The sequence below is a fragment of the Arthrobacter sp. AOP36-A1-22 genome (assembly GCF_052377615.1).
In the GTDB taxonomy this organism is placed as follows: Bacteria; Actinomycetota; Actinomycetes; order Actinomycetales; family Micrococcaceae; genus Arthrobacter_H.
Genome location: NZ_JBQSWX010000002.1, coordinates 67,494 through 84,370, shown reverse-complemented (window position 1 = coordinate 84,370; position 16,877 = coordinate 67,494). Strand labels below are relative to the sequence as shown.

17 protein-coding genes are annotated in these 16,877 nt (G+C 67.2%); 1 reads left to right on the top strand and 16 read right to left on the bottom strand.

The features are described 5' to 3' along the window. Nucleotides 1-54: 54 nt before the first annotated feature. The 6 genes from ACT3S2_RS01700 to ACT3S2_RS01675 all read right to left on the bottom strand — a co-directional run bounded on the left by ACT3S2_RS01700 (nt 55) and on the right by ACT3S2_RS01675 (nt 6,344). Complete coding sequence (locus tag ACT3S2_RS01700) at nt 55-1,596, bottom strand: M81 family metallopeptidase (protein WP_444561122.1); 1,542 nt, start codon at nt 1,594-1,596, stop codon at nt 55-57. Further along, entirely contained in the window at nt 1,596-2,801 is a 1,206-nt protein-coding gene (locus tag ACT3S2_RS01695; protein ID WP_444561121.1) for an aminotransferase class I/II-fold pyridoxal phosphate-dependent enzyme, read from the bottom strand. Before ACT3S2_RS01695 ends, ACT3S2_RS01700 begins: the two co-directional genes overlap by 1 nt. Next, on the bottom strand, nt 2,798-3,637 hold the full coding sequence (locus tag ACT3S2_RS01690) for an oxygenase MpaB family protein (RefSeq protein ID WP_444554762.1): 840 nt from the start codon (nt 3,635-3,637) through the stop codon (nt 2,798-2,800). The genes ACT3S2_RS01695 and ACT3S2_RS01690 overlap by 4 nt, the downstream gene beginning before the upstream one ends. Before the next feature lie 81 nt (nt 3,638-3,718). Further along, complete coding sequence (gene rlmN / locus ACT3S2_RS01685) at nt 3,719-4,981, bottom strand: 23S rRNA (adenine(2503)-C(2))-methyltransferase RlmN (RefSeq protein ID WP_444554763.1); 1,263 nt, start codon at nt 4,979-4,981, stop codon at nt 3,719-3,721. Between the two features lie 38 nt (nt 4,982-5,019). Continuing rightward, nucleotides 5,020-5,718: a DedA family protein gene (locus tag ACT3S2_RS01680; RefSeq protein WP_444554764.1), complete on the bottom strand. Its 699-nt coding sequence runs from the start codon at nt 5,716-5,718 to the stop codon at nt 5,020-5,022. Between the two features lie 101 nt (nt 5,719-5,819). After that, a complete protein-coding gene (locus ACT3S2_RS01675; protein WP_444554765.1) occupies nt 5,820-6,344 on the bottom strand; it encodes a universal stress protein in 525 nt (174 codons plus the stop codon). Nucleotides 6,345-6,468: 124 nt separating this feature from the next. On the opposite strand from ACT3S2_RS01675, the gene ACT3S2_RS01670 reads away from it, so the two are divergent. Further along, nucleotides 6,469-6,897, top strand: coding sequence for a pyrimidine dimer DNA glycosylase/endonuclease V (locus tag ACT3S2_RS01670; RefSeq protein WP_444554766.1), 429 nt, complete (start codon nt 6,469-6,471; stop codon nt 6,895-6,897). A 107-nt stretch (nt 6,898-7,004) separates the two neighbouring features. On the opposite strand, the gene ACT3S2_RS01665 is transcribed toward ACT3S2_RS01670, so the two are convergent. The 10 genes from ACT3S2_RS01665 to ACT3S2_RS01620 all read right to left on the bottom strand — a co-directional run bounded on the left by ACT3S2_RS01665 (nt 7,005) and on the right by ACT3S2_RS01620 (nt 16,813). Next, nucleotides 7,005-7,406 (bottom strand): ectoine synthase, encoded by a 402-nt coding sequence (locus ACT3S2_RS01665; RefSeq protein WP_444554767.1) that lies wholly within the window; start codon nt 7,404-7,406, stop codon nt 7,005-7,007. Between the two features lie 60 nt (nt 7,407-7,466). Then, complete coding sequence (ectB, locus tag ACT3S2_RS01660; RefSeq protein WP_444554768.1) at nt 7,467-8,735, bottom strand: diaminobutyrate--2-oxoglutarate transaminase; 1,269 nt, start codon at nt 8,733-8,735, stop codon at nt 7,467-7,469. Between the two features lie 90 nt (nt 8,736-8,825). Then, complete coding sequence (gene ectA / locus ACT3S2_RS01655) at nt 8,826-9,374, bottom strand: diaminobutyrate acetyltransferase (RefSeq protein ID WP_444554769.1); 549 nt, start codon at nt 9,372-9,374, stop codon at nt 8,826-8,828. Nucleotides 9,375-9,543: 169 nt separating this feature from the next. After that, nucleotides 9,544-10,755: a hypothetical protein gene (locus tag ACT3S2_RS01650; RefSeq protein ID WP_086996669.1), complete on the bottom strand. Its 1,212-nt coding sequence runs from the start codon at nt 10,753-10,755 to the stop codon at nt 9,544-9,546. Between the two features lie 121 nt (nt 10,756-10,876). Beyond that, complete coding sequence (locus ACT3S2_RS01645; RefSeq protein WP_086996672.1) at nt 10,877-11,269, bottom strand: VOC family protein; 393 nt, start codon at nt 11,267-11,269, stop codon at nt 10,877-10,879. Between the two features lie 305 nt (nt 11,270-11,574). Beyond that, the gene (locus tag ACT3S2_RS01640) at nt 11,575-11,979 is read right to left on the bottom strand and encodes a DUF779 domain-containing protein (protein ID WP_086996675.1); all 405 of its coding nucleotides are present in this window, start codon (nt 11,977-11,979) and stop codon (nt 11,575-11,577) included. 101 nt (nt 11,980-12,080) lie between these two features. After that, complete coding sequence (gene adhP, locus ACT3S2_RS01635; RefSeq protein ID WP_086996678.1) at nt 12,081-13,115, bottom strand: alcohol dehydrogenase AdhP; 1,035 nt, start codon at nt 13,113-13,115, stop codon at nt 12,081-12,083. A gap of 88 nt (nt 13,116-13,203) precedes the next feature. Further along, complete coding sequence (gene exaC, locus ACT3S2_RS01630) at nt 13,204-14,727, bottom strand: acetaldehyde dehydrogenase ExaC (RefSeq protein ID WP_444554770.1); 1,524 nt, start codon at nt 14,725-14,727, stop codon at nt 13,204-13,206. Nucleotides 14,728-14,868: 141 nt separating this feature from the next. Next, the gene (locus ACT3S2_RS01625; protein ID WP_444554771.1) at nt 14,869-16,185 is read right to left on the bottom strand and encodes a GAF domain-containing protein; all 1,317 of its coding nucleotides are present in this window, start codon (nt 16,183-16,185) and stop codon (nt 14,869-14,871) included. A gap of 145 nt (nt 16,186-16,330) precedes the next feature. After that, the gene (locus tag ACT3S2_RS01620) at nt 16,331-16,813 is read right to left on the bottom strand and encodes a MarR family winged helix-turn-helix transcriptional regulator (RefSeq protein WP_444554772.1); all 483 of its coding nucleotides are present in this window, start codon (nt 16,811-16,813) and stop codon (nt 16,331-16,333) included. Nucleotides 16,814-16,877: the final 64 nt, after the last annotated feature.

The window sequence follows — 16,877 nt, the reverse complement described above, 5'->3', positions numbered from 1 at the left end:
CTGGCAGCGATCACCTTCCGACCATGACCGTTGTCATGGTCCGGTCTCCGCCGGTCAGGCCCGCTTCGTGCCGCTGGACGGGAGGAGCGTGGCGGTGAGATCCGGGTCGGTCATGTCGGGATCAAAGGGGAACATGGGTCGCTCGATGTTCCGGTGGCCCAGTCTCAGGAGGTCCTGGTCCACCCCTCCGGGGGTCAGTGCCAGCATCCAGTCGGCGGCCACGTCGAAGAACTCGGGGTCCAGATAGCCGATCTTCACGATCACCAGGTCCGCCTCCGAGACATCCAGCCCGGCCGCTTCGAAGTCCGAGATCCGGTGGTAGGGCTTGCGGCGTTCGGTGATGATCGCTTCGATCGAGCCGATCTGGACCACTGCCACGCGGCCCGAGGTCTCATCCCCCGCGCTGATCTGAACCACGGTCCCGTCCAGGAGAACCGGTCCGGCGTGCAGATGGTCCACCGCGGCCCCGGCCGAAACCCTGAGGCGTGCTCCGACCCCCGCCTGATGGCACGCCTCCACCGCCGCCTCATCGAAGAGGGAGGCGACCACGGTCCGCGGGCCCCCCGCAATGAACCTGGGATCCTCGATCAATCGGGTCAGCGTCCAGGTCACATCCCCCGTGCCTCCGGCCGTCGGGTTGTCCCCGGAATCGGAGAGCACGTAGGGACGCGGCGCACCGTCGGCGAGCGCTACGTCGAGACAGTCGGCCAGGGGCGCCGCCGGGGCGACGAAGGCGAAGTCGGCCCGCGCATCCCAATATGTGCGGGCCAGTTCGGTGGCCTGGGCTGCCGCGAGGTCGGCGTCGTCCCCGGTGACGACCACGCAGGCTGAGCACCGCGGTTCGTCCGCCCAGGCGTAGCCGACCCAGAGGGAGGCATCCACGATGCCATCCAGGGCTTCGATGCCGGGGATCGCCGCGTAGATGCCCCGCGCCGGCTCCAGTCGGGTGGAGGTCTTCTCCCCGGGCAGCAGCACAGGGATCCGGACGTAGGCCTTGGCCGGGGCTCCGGTGCCTTCGAGCAACCGGGCCTGCAGGTTCGCCATGGCCCGGGTCTTGGTTTGTTGCTCGTCCTCGTGAGGAGCCATGCGGTAACAGGTGATCAGATCGCAGGCGTTCACCAGTTCCGCCGAAACATTGCCGTGCAGGTCCATCGGGGCGGAGATCAGTGTCCGCGGCGTTCCCGCGGCCGCACTGGAGTCGTCGAGGGCGGTGCGGACGGCCCGGGCCAGATCGGCTTCGGCATCCTGCCGTCCCAGGACCGTCATGGCGCCATGGATGTCCAGCAGGAATCCGTCGAAGGGGCCGCAGGCACGGATCATGGACACCAGTTCGGTCTTCAACGCCTCATAGACCTCGGGAAGGACCATGCCCCCGGGCAGGGACCGGGCGTGGACCAGCGGCACCCACTCCACCTCGTCGGCGACCGCCGGATCATGTTCGGGGCCATCCGGCTGCAGGACCGCATAGCGGGAGAGCAGTTCGTCGTCGTGCGTGAACCGGAAGGCCTCGAACCCCGAACGGTGCGGGGAGAAGTTCGAGGCTTCGATGGACATCCCGCCCACACCGATGCGTGGACGTCCACCCCGACGGCGCATCAGCGCCCCGCCTGGAAGCGGATGATCCGTTCGATGGCTTCGGTGACGGCGTCTGGGCCGGCGGCGAAACTCAACCGGACCGCCCGGCGCCCGCCGACGACGTCGAAATCGGCTCCCGGTACCAGGGCGACCCCCTCCTGCTCCAGCAGCGCGGCGCAATAGGCCGTCGAATCCTCGAAGCCTTCAAGGGCCTCCCCCAGGTGCGCGTACACGTAGAACGCCCCGTCGGCCGGGGCGGCCTGGCCCCATCCGAGCCGGGGCAGGTTGTCCAGCAGGACGGCACGGGTGGCCGCGAACTGGTCTACGAAGGCTTCCGCCTGCCGGTAGGACTCCTCGGTAAAGGCCTCCACCGCGGCCATTTGTGCCGGCGCCGGCGGGCAGAGGGCCACGTTCCCGGCGAGTGCCTCGACCGCTGGCAGCAGGTCATCGGGCACCAACGCCCAGCCCAGGCGCCAGCCGGTCATGCCCCAGTATTTGGAGAAGCTGGAGATGACCACGCCGGTGCGCTCCAGTTCCCAGGCGCTCACACCCCGGACGTCGGGGTCGCCGGCGGCGGGGTAGGTGATCCCGTGGTAGATCTCGTCACTGACCAGCCGGGCCCCGTGGGCGGCACACCATTGCGTCAGTGCCGACAGTTCCTCCCGGGAGACCATGGTTCCGGTCGGGTTGGCCGGGGAGGCCAGCATCAGCCCCGAGAGCGGCCCGTGCTCGGCGACGGCCGCATCGAGCTGTTCGGGGGTGGGCTGGTACCGGGTCGCCGGACCGCAATCGAGTTCGACGACCTCGATGCCCAGGGTGCGCAGGATGTTCCGGTACGCCGGATACCCCGGCCGGGCCAGGGCGACCCGGTCCCCGGGGTTGAAGGCGGCCAGGAAGGTGAGCATGAACGCCCCGGAGGATCCGGTGGTCACCGCGACGTTGGCCGCCGGGACCTCGAGGCCGTACCAGCGCAGGTAGTGCCCGGCGATGGCCTGACGGAGTTCGGTGATGCCCAGGGCCGGGGTGTAGGTCAGCGGCATGGCCGAGGCGTGGATGGCCGCGGCCCGTGCCGAGACGTCCGATGGCGCCCCACCGCTGGGTTCACCGGCGCAGAGGGAGATGACGTCGCGCCCGGCGGCCCGCAGGTCGGCCACCCGGGAGAGGATGTCCATCACCTGGAAGGAGGGCACCTGGGCCCGGGAGGCAACGGTCAAGGGCTGGTTCATGGTGCTCCTTCGAGGTCGGGGGTGCCCGCGGCTGCTCCGTCGAGCCGGGTCAGGTAGTAGTGCATCGGGGCGTGGCGGATCCTGGCCGGAAGGCGGGGAAAGACCAGGGCGAGCCCTCGCATCAGGGCCCGGAAGACGGCGTCGTGCCCCGGCCCGTAGCGCAACCCGTAGGCGTGGCGCAGTTCGGGTGTCAGCAGGCCCGCGGTGAGGATCCTGGCCACGGGCATCGCCAGCCGGATCCAGGGCGGGGCGTTGTGGGCCTCCAGCAGGGCACGGCCCACCCGCATGGTGGTCCGATCCACCGTCAGCTCACCGGTCATGGCCTCCCAATAGGCGGCGAAATCGGCGCGGGTGGCCGGCCAGGCCCCTTCCGGGACGCGCAAGGCGGTGCCCAGCACCGAGTACCCGCGGTAGATCTTCTCGGCGGTATCGCCCGGTAACGGCCCGAAGACCGCCTCGTACACGATCATGGCCGAGTCGTAGAGGGTGGCGGCGACCCAGAGCTGGGAGTCCGGGTCATGGGCGTCGTAGGCTGGGTGGCTGCCGTCCGCGGCGGCCTCGGAATGCACGGGGGCGTGGACCCGCTCGACCCAGGTACGGGCGGCCTCGGCCTGGGCGTCGGTGCCGTTGGTGAGGGCGTAGATGTAGGTCAGGGTGCCGTGCAGCCGGGACAGGGGGTCCTGGACGAATCCCGAATGACGGGACACCCCGTGCCCGACCGGCGGGTAGGCCAGTTGCAGCAGGATGGCCCGGCCGGCCCCGGCCAGCATGACCGATTCGGGGGCCAGGTCCGCGATTGACTGTGGCCCGGTGGTGCCACGACTGAAGATCCCCATGACACCGATGCTAGTGCCATTTCACGGGCACGCGATGGCGGGGCCGCATTAGGCCACCGGTTCCTTCGTTCCGGCGCGGCCCTACTCCGAGGCGGCGAGCTGGCCGCAGGCGCCGTCGATCTCCTTGCCGCGGGTATCGCGCAACGTGGTGGGAATCCCGGCGTCGATCAGACGGTTGATGAACTCGTCGGTGATCTCCGGCTCCGAGGACGTCCAGACCGAACCCGGGGTGGGGTTCAGCGGGATCGGGTTCACGTGCACCCAACCGCGGCCGCGCTTATTGAGCTTCTTGGCCAGCAGATCCGCCCGCCAGGCGTGGTCGTTCATGTCCTTGATCAGCGCGTACTCGATCGACACCCGTCGCCCGGTGGCCTTGTAGTAGTTGTAGGCGGCGTCGATGGCCTCATCGGCCTTCCACCGCGAGTTCACCGGGATGAGCTCGTCACGCAGCTCGTCGTCGGGGGCGTGCAGGCTCAACGCGAAGGTGATCGGGATGTCCTCGGCGGCCAGCTTATTGATCGCCGGGACCAGCCCCACGGTGGAGATGGTGATGTTGCGTGCACTCATGCCCAGCCCCTCGGGGGCGTCGTTGATCATCCGGTGCACGGCGTTCATGACCCGCTTGTAGTTGGCCAGCGGCTCGCCCATGCCCATGAACACGATGTTGGTGACGCGTTCGGCGTCGTATCCTCCATCGCGGCGGCCGCCTCCGAGTCCGCCCTCGGCGATGACCCGGTTGGCCTGGACGATCTGGTCCAGGATCTCCGCGGCGGACATGTTCCGGGTCAGTCCGGCCTGGCCGGTGGCGCAGAAGGGGCAGTTCATGCCGCAACCGCATTGGCTGGAGACGCACAGGGTCACCCGGCCCGGATAGCGCATCAGCACGGATTCGACCAGGGAACCGTCGAAGAGCCGCCACAGGAACTTGACCGTGTCCCCGTTGTCGGTGGTCAAGCGCTTCACCTGGGTGAGCAGCGTCGGGAACATGGCGTCCACCAGTTCCTGGCGGCGTTCCTTGGGCAGATCGCTCATCTGCTCGGGGTCGGTGGTGTAGTGCTGGAAGTAGTGCACGGAGAGCTGCTTGGCCCGGAACTTCGGCAGACCGAGTTCGACGAGCTTGGCCTGGCGTTCGGCCAGCGTCAGATCGGCCAGGTGCACCGGCGGCTGGGAAACGCGCGCCTTGGACTTGAACTCCAGCTTCGGCCGGCCGTCGGGGGCCATGGCCTGGGTCCAGCCTTCTGCGGTGGGACGGACCTGGGCGCGGCCTTCCTGCCGGGCGCGGTTCTCCGACTGGCGGGAACGCTCGGTGGAATCGGGGGCTGCGGTCTCTTCAGGGGTACTCATTACACCCATTCTCCCATGCCCGTCCACCCGGCGCCCATTCAGGCCTCGGAGACCGGGTTTTCCGCGGGTGCTTCCTGCGCGGATGCGGCCCGTTTGACGGCACGACGACGGAGTTTCGATTTGCCCGCGACGGTGGGTGCGGGCAGGTTCCGGGTTTCCCACCAACTGATCACGTTGTTGATGGCCCGACCCAGGACCAGCGAGACGACGATGGCCAACAGCACGGCGACCTCGGTGGACAAACCGTCCCAGGCCCCGGACAGCAGGCCCACCCCGACGGAATACACCGACCAGAGGACCCCGGCAATGAGCGAATGCTGGAGGAAGACCCGCCAGGTGTGGGGAACCAAGGCGGAGCCGATGTTCATCGTCAACCGGCCCATGGGGATGAACCGCGAGGTCATCACCAGGGGAAGATCGTGGTCCTTGAGCCTATTGCGCGTCGCGGCCAGGGCCGCCTGCCAACGCCGTCCGGCCAGGATCCGCCAGTTCACGACGTCGAAGCGCACGGCCAACGCGTAGATCGCCGCGTCCCCGGCGATCGCGCCGACGAGCATGGAGGCGGCGAGCAGGAGCGGGTTCAGGGTGTCCGTTTGCGCGGCCAGGGCGCCCAACGCGACATACAGCGTCGTACTGGGCACCGGGGGGATCAGCGCGGACAGGGCCACCATCACCGCCCCGAAGAGATACACCCACGTCCCGTCGAGGGAACGCAGTCCCTCGCCTACTTCATTCACCGGTACTCCCTTGATTGCACGCCGTGGCTTCGCGGCCGAACAACGATCCTAGTGCAGTAGCCGTGGCGACCCGACCCCGCGGCGTCGCTCCGGGGCCCGGCTCAGGAAGCTTCCCACGGCAGCCGGGCGTCCGTGGCCACCGGGTGCAGTGGAACCACCAGGACCGGTCGATCCTGCCGGTGGGCCAGATGCACCGCCACGGATCCGCCCAGGAACTCACGAAAGCCCGAGCTGACGCCCGGCTCCCGCGTGCCGACGACGATCATCGCGGCCTCTTGTTCCGCGGCGAAGGCCGCCAGGGCCGTCGCCGTGTCCCCGACCAGGCAGCGCGTGGACCATTCCACGTCCAGCCCGCCCATGAGGCCTTCGATCCTGCGACGCACCTCGGGGTCGAAAGTGGGTTCGGCTGGTTCGTCGCTGTCCGGGTCGATCGGTGCGAACCACGTCGAGCCGTCGGCGCCGTTAACGGCATATCGGCTGGGATCCACGGTGGCAAACAGTGCCAACGCCCCATACTGCTGGGCGACCTCCGCCGCGGTCCGGATCAGTTCGTCCCGCGGCCGTGGAGGGACCCCGACGACGAGGCAGGCCCGGCGCGGGGACCCGGTGGATGGTGGCGTGCTCACGACGGTCCTCCAGTTCAGCGGATATGCTGCCCACTATCCCAGACCCGGGACAGCGCGTGAAGCGTTCCGGCCGCGTTGTGCGCCGGGAGGGCGGCCCCGGGGGGAATGTGGATACGATACCCCCATGCGCCTCTGGTCCCTGCACCCCCGGTATCTGGATTCCAAGGGTCTGGTGGCGTGCTGGCGTGAAACCCTGCTGGCGCAAAAGGTCCTTGGCGGCGACACCGTTGGCTATCGGAACCACCCCCAATTGACGCGGTTCCGTGCCGGTGGCGACCCGATCTCCTTGATCGGCGCCTACCTCGAGGGCCTGGCGGCCGAGGCCGATTCCCGCGGCTACCGGTTCAACCGTGCCCTTGTCCTGGTCCCGCACGTCCCGGCCGGGCCGCTGCTGACGGTGACCGCCGGCCAGCTGGAGCACGAGCGCGACCACCTGCTGGCCAAACTGGCCGTCCGCGCGGTCGAGCTCAGGGGTTCGGTCCCCACGCCACCCGAGACGCATCGCCTTTTCTCAACGATTCCCGGCCCGATCGAACCGTGGGAGGTTCCGTAGCCGGCCGACCGGGTATCGCAGCGAGCTGCCGTGGGGCCGGTCCCGGACACGCAAAAGCGCGGCACACACCGAAGTGTGTACCGCGCTTCGCGGAAATCCGTCGGGACCTAGCCCTCGGCGGGATCCTCGACGACCAGCGGGTAGACGCCGTTCTCGTCGTGGACTTCGCGGCCGGTCACCGGCGGGTTGAAGACGCAGGCCATGCGCAGCTCGGTGGTGGCACGCACGGTGTGCTTCTCGTGGCCATCCAGCAGGTACATGGTGCCGTCGGCCAGGTCGTGGACCTCGCCGGTCACTTCGTTGGTCAGCGTTCCCTCGCCCTGCACGCAGTACACGGCTTCGATGTGGTTGGCGTAGTGGAACGTCGAGGTGGTTCCGGCGTAGATCACGGTGTCGTGGAAGGAGAAGCCGACTCCTTCGCGGGCCAGCACCATGCGGCGGCTGCGCCAGGTCTCCGACTTGATGTCGCGCTCGGTTTCGTTCAGGTCATCGCGGTTGATTACCTTCATCTGGTGTCCTCCTGGGGAAGTTGGGGAAAAGTCGGGGTGGTTATCGGGGTGCTGCGGAGCCTAGGCCGAGGCCAGGGCCGGCTGTCCGGTCACGGTGCGCACGGCGTTGCCGAGCACGGTCAGCCCGCGCTGCAGCTCTTCGGCGGTGATGGTCAGCGGCGGCATGATCTTCAGGACCTCGTCCTCCGAGCCGGAGGTCTCCACGAGGAGGCCGTTGGCGAAGGATTCGGCGGCGACCTTCGTGGCGATGGAGTGGTCCGGGAAGACGACGCCGGAGAGCAGGCCACGGCCGCGCAGTTCCGCGCCGTCGACCAGGGCGACGATCTCGGCCAGGCCATCACGCAGTGCGGTGACGGTGCCGGCGAGCTCGTTCTGGAAGTCGCCGGTGGCCCAGTACTTCTTCAGTGCGGCGGTCGCGGTGACGAAGGCCGGGTTGTTGCCACGGAAGGTGCCGTTGTGCTCGCCCGGGCCCCAGATGTCGAGTTCGCGCTTGAACAAGGTCAGCGCCATGGGCATGCCGTAGCCGGAGATCGACTTGGAGATGCACACGATGTCCGGCTCGATGCCGGCTTCCTCGAAGCTGAAGAACGTGCCCGTACGGCCGCAACCGGCCTGGACGTCGTCGACGATCAGCAGGACGTCGTGGCGCTTGAGCAGCGCGGCGAGGCTGCGCAGCCATTCGGCGCGGGCGGCGCGCAGGCCACCTTCGCCCTGGACGGTCTCCACGATGACGGCGGCGGGCTTGTCGACGCCCGAGCTGCTGTCTTCGAGCAGGTGCTCGAGCCAGACGAAGTCGGCCTGTTCGCCTTCGAGGTAGCCGTCGAAGGGGATCCGCGAGCTGTTGGCCAGCGGGACGCCGGCCCCGGCGCGCTTCATCGAGTTGCCGGTCACCGACAGGGCGCCCAGCGTCATGCCGTGGAACGCGTTGGTGAAGGACAGGACGTTCTGCCGTCCGGTCACCTTGCGGGCCAGCTTCAGCGCGGCTTCGACGGTGTTGGTACCCGTCGGGCCGGGGAACATCACCTTGTAGTCGAGCTTGCGCGGCTCGAGGATGAGGTCCTGGAAGGTCTGCAGGAAGTCCCGTTTGGCCGGGGTCATCATGTCCAGCGAGTGCACGACGCCGCCGCTGGTCAGGTACTCCACGAGCGGCTGGGTCAGGGCGGGGTTGTTGTGCCCGTAGTTCAGGGCACCGGCCCCGGCGAAGAAGTCCAGGTATTCCGTGCCGTCTTCGGCGGTCTGCGTGGCGCCGGAAGCGGTCGCGAACACTGCCGGCCAGCTGCGGCTGTAGGTGCGAACCTCTGATTCGCGGATTTCAAAGATGTCAGTCATGGTCATTCCCTTTCATAGGTCGATGACAGGCTTCAGGAGGGCGCAGGGCATCACGGTGGAGCCCGGGGCGCCGGAAGTCGTGGTGGGGGATCAGCCCTTGGAGTTGCTGGACGCCAGGTTCAGCGTGCGCAGATCGGCATCGAGTCCCAGCGGGGCGATGCGGTACAGGTACTCGGTGTCATGGCCATCCGGGTACATGCCCGGGGTGAACAGCGGCTCACGCTCGCATTCGGCCTCATGGCGTTCGGCGAAGCGCTGGAACAGGTGGTTCGACGCGCCGTTATCGGCCGTGATCGTCGTTTCCAGACGATCGGCATGGGTGCGCTCGGCCAGCTCGTCGAGCATCTTGGCGGCCAGGCCGCGCTTCTGGAAGCCGGCGCCGACGGCGACCTGCCAGATCAGCAGGGTTCCGGGCTCGTCGGGGCGCATGTAGCCGATGACGAAGCCGGCTGGCTGGTCGTCGATGACGGCCATCAGCGAGCTCTGCGCGAAGTCACGGCACCAGAGCAGGTAGTAGTAGGAAGAGTTCAAGTCCAGCACTTCGGAATCCTTGGCCATGTTCCACATGGCTGCTCCGTCCTCGGTGGCTGGGTGGCGAAATGTAGCCTCGGACTGTGTGTTTGCGAGTTCATTTTCCATCCCTACAAACCTAACGCGCTCAGGATTTCGATCAAGCCGGGGTGTGGCGATTTGACACGGATTCTGCCCGAGAGGACACTTTCGCCGCACCGACCCCATTCGGAGGCATCCCAAAGCTGCCAAGGGATGCCGCCGAGCGCCCCGTGTTGTTTTGACCCGCTAGCTATCGTTACCTGTTCGTTATATGACCGGAGCCGTCGTTGCGGGGTTTTTCGTCCTCCAGGGGGCCTGCGGGCAGACCGGGGACCGCGGGCTCGACGCCGGCAGAGGCCACCACGGCGGTGGTATTGCGGATGAAAACCACGAGCCAGGCGAACACGATTCCGGCCGCTGCGAGCTCGAGAGCCGTGAGGTTGTAGTACTGCAGCGGACGCCACAGGGCCGCTGCCGCCACGAGCGCGCCGACCGCCAGATAGGTGAGCAGAAAGAAGGCCTTGGGGAACCCCGGTAGCCACAGCGGAACCCCGGCCAGCAACACCAGCAGGAACACCGCGAGGACCCGCACAAAGAATGTATGCACCGGCTCGAATGTATTGACGGGGAACAGTCCGATGCCGACCATGCACACCCCGCCGGCAACCAGGCAGGTACGCACCACCCCGGGGCGGGGGCGCATGAGCCGTTGAACGCCCAGGGTCCGGTGCCAGCGCCGGGCACCCGATTCGTCGTGGCGTTTGGCGGCGGCGACGACGTCGGCCCATTGCTTCAGGTCACGCGTGATGAACGCGGAGAGAGTGGTCAGGATGATCCCTGAGGTCGTGATGGTGGTGTTGAACGTCCAGAAGGACGTCAATCCGGCTTGCCCGGTGCCCAGCTCGCTGAACATGGAGTGCCACCACAGCGGGTTCTCCGCATACAGCATGCTCACCAGCATCCCGGAGGACATGAAGACCGCCAGCATCACCGACAGGGCGATGGCGGTGATACGCGCCCCGGAGATATATCCGAAGTAGCCAGCGACACCAGCTGAAACAGCCAACATCACCGTTCCGGCCACCGGATCCACGGTCAGGCCCGAGAATGCCTGCTGGAAGAGTCGGAAAAGCACCAAGGCGGACATCGTCGCGATCGAGGCGTGCACCACCAGCAGGGCTGCGACGTCGAGGATCTGCCGGATGACCGGACGCGCACCGAGCCACAGATGGACGGTACGGATGTTCTGGACGTATCCGGCCACGAATCCGGCACCGGCCATCACCCCGGAGACCACCGAGGCATAGATCGCCACCGACCCGTCCCCGGCCAAGGGTGGCCGGTATCCACGAAACGCGATGGCACCGACGATGACAGCCAGGATCCCCGCGACGACACCGGCCCAGATCGACCGGGATTCGATGTCCAGTTGGCGCCGGGCAGCGCCGGGCGTTCCCTGGTCCTTCATCGGTCGGGGGCCTCCTGACGGCTACCACGGGGCGGGGGGGTGTTCACCTCGATTCTGTCATGGTTGCCCCCGCGGGGAGGACGCGCCGGGTCGCCTCAGTGGCCGATGAGTTCGCTGCGGATCAGGAAGCGGGTGCGAAGAACTCGAGCGCGTTTCCGTCGGGATCCGCAAACGAAAGCCCCGAACCATAGTGGGCTTCGACGATTTCGCCGTGCTCGATTCCCCAGGTGTCCAGCTGATCCCGCCAGCGCACGAGTTCTTGATAGTCGGCGCATCCGAAACCGACATGGTCCATCCCCGCTCGTCGGGCGTCGAACCGGTCGTTGGAGTCCGTCACCGGGTGGAAGTGCAGCCCCAGCAGCATTCCGCCGTCCAACGGATAGACCTTGTGCCAGAAACCGCCAGCGTCCTCATCCAACACGGGCGAAACACCCAGGAGCCGTTCGTACCAGGCCGAGCTGCGGTCCAGGTCTGTCACGGTCAACGCGACGTGGGCGATGGGAGGGAAAGTCATGGGAACTCCTTAGTTTGTTGATGGCGGCAGCTTCGTATACCAGCCGTCGGATCCGGTCTGACGGTAAGTGAGGCAAGGAAATTGGTTCCAGCCCAGGCGACTGGAAGAGGTGAGAATACTGGCCGGGTTGTCTCAGCAGGAACACCAGCCTGACGAAACATCTCGCGATTGTGGCCTGCCGGCCACCCGCCGGGGACTTCCCTGTCCCGAGTGATCTGTCCTCGCCAAGGAGCGCGGGTACCGGGTGGCCGATGGTCCCAGGCTCCCTGCGCCACGGGTCGGCCACCGGCTTGCAAGGTCGGGCCTCAGCCGTCGATGAGTTCGCTGCGGATCAGGAAACGCTTGCCTTCCGGAGCCTCGAGAGAGAAGCCCCCGCCCCTTCCATCAACGACATCGACGGTGAGCAGGGTGTGTTTCCAGTATGCGAACTGTTCCTTCGACATCCAGAAATCAATATCACCCAGCGGGGTGCCGTCGTCGTCCTTCAGTCCGAAGACACCCAAGCGGATATCGGCGTCGCCGGTGATGAAGTCCCCTTCCGGGAAGCACATCGGCGATGAACCATCACAGCATCCACCCGACTGGTGGAACATCAGCGGCCCATGGCGGGCCCAGAGGCTGCGCAGCAGCACCTGGGCGTCGGCGGTGAGCCGGACGCGGGTGAAGTCCTCACCTTCTATGTCGGGGCGGGCGTCGAGCACGGTATCCACGGCGTTCTCCTTCTCCTCAGGGGCCGTGACCCCGGTCCGGAACCGCTGGATTGCGGCTCCGGACCGGGGGCATGACGGCAGTGTTCCTTCCCGGAAACCGTTTAGACGGTGGTCCCCGTGTAGTCGATGACCACTCGGCCATCGATCTTGGCGTGGCGCATTTCGTCGAAGACCGCGTTCACGTCCTCGAGCGGGCGAGTGTGGAAGGTGGGCTTGATCTTGCCCGCCGCATAGAACTCCAAGGCTTCTATCATGTCCTGACGGGTGCCAACGATGGACCCCCGGATGGTCAGGCCCTTGAGCACAATGTCGAAGATGGGGGCGGGGAAATCTCCCGGTGGCAGTCCGTTGAAGACGATCGTGCCGCCGCGCCGGGTCATGCCGATGGCTTGACCGAACGCGTCCGGATGCACGGCCGTGACCAGCACTCCGTGGGCACCACCGGTGGCTTCCTGGATGGCTTCGACCGGATCGGCGGCGAAGGCGTTGACCGTCACTTCGGCGCCATGGCTGCGCGCCAGGGCCAGCTTCTCCTCGGCGACGTCGACCGCGGCGACCCGCATGCCCATGGCAACCGCATACTGCACGGCGATATGCCCGAGACCGCCGATCCCTGAGATGACCACCCACTGACCGGGCTTGACCTCGGAGCGCTTGAGCCCCTTGTAGACCGTGACCCCCGCGCAGAGGACCGGGGCGATCTCGTGCGGATCGGAGCCTTCCGGGATATGGGTGGCGAACTTGGCCTCAACCAACATGTACTCGCCGAACGATCCGTCGACGGAGTATCCACCGTTGGTCTGGGATTCGCAGAGCGTCTCCCAGCCAGTGCGGCAGAACTCGCAGTTCCCGCAAGCGTTGGCGAGCCAGGCGTTGCCGACCATGTCGCCGACCTTCACCTCGGTGACGCCTTCGCCGATCTTCTCGACATAGCCGACACCCTCGTGTCCCGGGATGAGCGGAAGCTTGGGTTGGACCGGCCAGTCGCCACCGAGCGCGTGAAGGTCGGTGTGACAGACGCCGGAGGCGATCAGCTTCACCAATGCCTGGCCGGGGCCCGGCTCCGGGACCTCGGCGGTGGTGATGTCGATGTCGTTGCCGAACTCGTGGACGATGGCTGCATTCATGGTACTCATGGTGTTTCCTGCTCTTTCGGGGTTCGGGGTTCGCGGGTTCCGGCGTCGGTGCCGGAACCCGTGGACTGCGGTTGGGGCAATAAATGGTTTAGAAGAACCCCTGCTTTTCCTGCGCGTAGGAGACCAGCAGGTTCTTGGTCTGCTGGTAGTGGTCCAGCATCATCAGGTGGTTCTCGCGCCCGATGCCCGAGGACTTATAGCCACCGAACGCCGCGTGGGCCGGGTAGGCGTGGTAGTTGTTCACCCAGACCCGGCCGGCCTGGATCTCGCGCCCCGCACGGTAGCCGGTGGCTCCGTCGCGGGTCCACACCCCGGCACCGAGACCATAGAGGGTGTCGTTGGCGGTCTTCAGCGCATCGTCATAGCCACTAAAACGGGCCACGGAGACGACTGGCCCGAAGATCTCCTCCTGGAAGATCCGCATCGAGTTGTCCCCGGCGAAGATCGTCGGTTGGACGTAGTAGCCTCCGGAGAGTTCGCCTCCGAGGTCGGCACGGCCTCCACCGGTGAGGATCTGGGCGCCTTCCTGCTTGCCGATGTCGATGTAGGACAAGATCTTCTCCATCTGGTCGTTAGAGACCTGGGCGCCCATCATCGTGTCCGTATCCAGCGGGTGTCCCTGCTTGATGGCTTCTGTCCGTGCGGTGACGTCGCCCATGAACCGGTCGTAGATCGAGTCCTGCACCAGGGCGCGGGAGGGGCAGGTGCAGACCTCGCCCTGGTTCAGCGCGAACATGGTGAACCCTTCCTGTGCCTTGTCGTAGAACGCGTCGTTCTGCGCGGCAATGTCCTCGAAGAAGATATTCGGGCTCTTTCCCCCCAGCTCAAGGGTGACGGGAATGAGGTTCTGCGAGGCGTACTGCATGATCAGCCGGCCGGTGGTGGTCTCACCGGTGAACGCGATCTTGCGGATGCGCTTATTCGACGCCAGTGGCTTGCCGGCCTCGGTGCCGAATCCGTTGACCACATTGAGCACTCCCGGTGGAAGCAGGTCCCCGATCAGCTCCATCAACACCAGAATCGACACCGGGGTCTGCTCGGCGGGCTTGAGGACGACTGCGTTGCCCGCGGCCAACGCGGGTGCCAGTTTCCAGGTAGCCATCAGGATCGGGAAGTTCCAGGGAATGATCTGTCCGACCACGCCGAGCGGCTCGTTGAAGTGGTAGGCGACGGTGTTCTCGTCGATTTGCGAGAGCCGCCCCTCCTGCGCGCGGATGGCCCCAGCGTAGTAGCGGTAGTGGTCGGCTGCCAACGGCAGATCAGCATTAAGGCACTCGCGGATGGCCTTGCCGTTGTCCCAGGTCTCGGCGACGGCAAGCATCTCGAGGTTCTCCTCGATGCGGTCGGCGATCCGGTTCAGTACGCCCGCCCGCTCGGCGGCACTGGTCCTGCCCCAGGCCGGTGCCGCGCCTTCGGCGGCATCGATGGCCGCCTCGATGTCCTCGGACGTGCCGCGGCCGACCTCGCAGAAGACCTTGCCGGTGATGGGGGTGATGTTCTCGAAGTATTCGCCCTTCACGGGGGCCTTCCATTCACCGCCGATGTAGTGCTCGTAGCGCGGCTTGAAATCCAGTAGTGCCCCATCGGTTCCGGGGGTGGCGTAAACGGTCATGACAACTCCTTTGTTGGCCACCGCTGGCATTGCCGGGCCGAGCGGCCCGGAGCCGCGATGGCGGATTCCGCGTGATGTGGATCACGGTACGTGGTCAGGGGTTGCATCGACGTTGCATCGCCGACCGGCCACGGCCGAAGGTCAGGCCAGTTCCGCGTCCAGCCGCTGCAGCCGGGCCACCACGACCGATCGGTGCGGTGAGCGCGCGGGAAGGACCTGCAGGGCGGTGCGCAGGCCCTCGACGTCGGTGCCGGCCTCCGGCAATTCGAGGTAGTCGAGCAACGTGTCGGGATCGGCATCATTGAGCATCGACTCGCGCAGGGCGCCGGCCACCTCGCCGCGGATGTCGATGATCCCGGGCGCCTCGGAGCGGGGCAGGACCGGACCGGTGTAGGCCGCCAGGGCCTGCCGATGGCGCCCCGCCCCGAGATGGCGCAGGACGTCCCGGGCATCGACCGTGACGGCGGGGCCGATGCGGTAGGGACGCGACTCCAACCCGATCCGTCCCGCCTCGGGTCCCAACGCCTTGCGCAGTCGGGCCATTTCGGCCCGGACACTGACTAGTTGTCCGACGTCCCCGAACAGCAGGTCGGCGAGTTCGGAGGCACCCAGCCCACCGCGGTTCCAGCCCAGCAGGGTCAGGATTTCGGCGTGGCGACCGCCCAGCACCCTGGCTGGTGCCGCACCATCGAGGGTTCCGGCCGCGGAGCCCAGGACCTGCAGCCGGGTCGCGGGCGAGGAGGCCCGCGGGGACGGCAGCACGAGTTGATGACCGCGGGCGGCGGCCTGGAGGGCGTCGACGTGCAACTGCGCTTCGGCGGCGGCGACCGCCGCCCGCAGCAGCGTCAACGAGTGGCTGGCCACCGCGTCGTCGTGGCCCGTCAGATCGACCACGCCGAGCAGTCGGCCGGTCACCGGGCAATGGATGGGGACCGCGGAGCAGCTCCAGCGGTGCGCCTCCGGGCTGAAGTGCTCCGCCCCGCTGACCTGCACGCCGGTCCCGGTGACCAGGGCCGTGCCGGGGGCCGAGGTCCCGACGGAGCGTTCGGACCAATCGGCTCCGGGGACGAAGTCCATCCGTTCGGCGGCGTTGCGCACCGAGGTGTCGCCTTCGACCCAGAGGAGGTGCCCGGCGTCGTCCCCCACGGCGACGAGCAGTCCCGTGTCCTTCGCCGGCTGGACCAGCAGGCGGTCGAAGACGGGCATGAGCGAGACCAGCGGGTGGCTGCGTCGGACATCGGCGAGCTGAGGATCGCTCAACCCGTGGCGGGCGGCGGCCCCGGAGGGGTCGTCGTGGAAACCCAACGAACGGATCCATGAGTCATGGACGACCGGACGCAGCCGGGGGAACCCGGGGTCCTGCACCCCCGCGGGCAGGGGTTGCCCCGAGGACAACCGGGCGTGGGCGCGCTCCGCGGAGCGTTGCCATCCCGGCGATGCCGGTGACGTCCAGGCCATGAGGCAATACCACCCTGACTGTGAAGGTGCGCGGCGGTCCGCCCTCGCCACGGGCACCGGGGACCAGAACCACGGATGTGGCCCATGACACACAGTCTAGGTCACGTCCCCGACCTTGGATAGCGGCGCGGATGCCGAGGGGACCCTACGGCGTGGAACCCCCGTCGGGGTCCTCGGGCGCCTCGGGGTACACGTCGAGAAACCGACGCAAGGTCTGCAGGAAGGTGGCGGCATCGTCGGGTCCCAGCTGCTGCAGTGCTGTTTCGTAGGCGCCCAGGCTCGTGACCAGGTCCTCCTCGAAGGCCGCCACGCCCGCGGGGGCCGAGAAGAAGACGTAGGCGTTCCCTCCTTCCGGGCGTGAACGTCCCAGCAGTCCAGCGGCATGCGCCGCGTTGACCTGACGGTTCACGGTGGATTGCTCCAGCCGGAGGCTGTCGGCAATCTCACGCAGGGTCCGATGCCGGCCGTCGGAAAACAGCCACAGGATGCGCAATTCGGAGGTGCTCAAATGCAGCTGGGCCTCCAGGGCCCGGCGTTGCAGATCAAGGCTCGCGAGATAACTGGCCAGCAGTCGGGCCCGCGATACGCCGCCCGCCTCGGGCAGTGGCCACCGGTCACCCATTCTCATCTCCGCATCGTGTCGATTAGGTACACCTCTTCCAACATGTGTATTCTACATATCTTAGCTTATG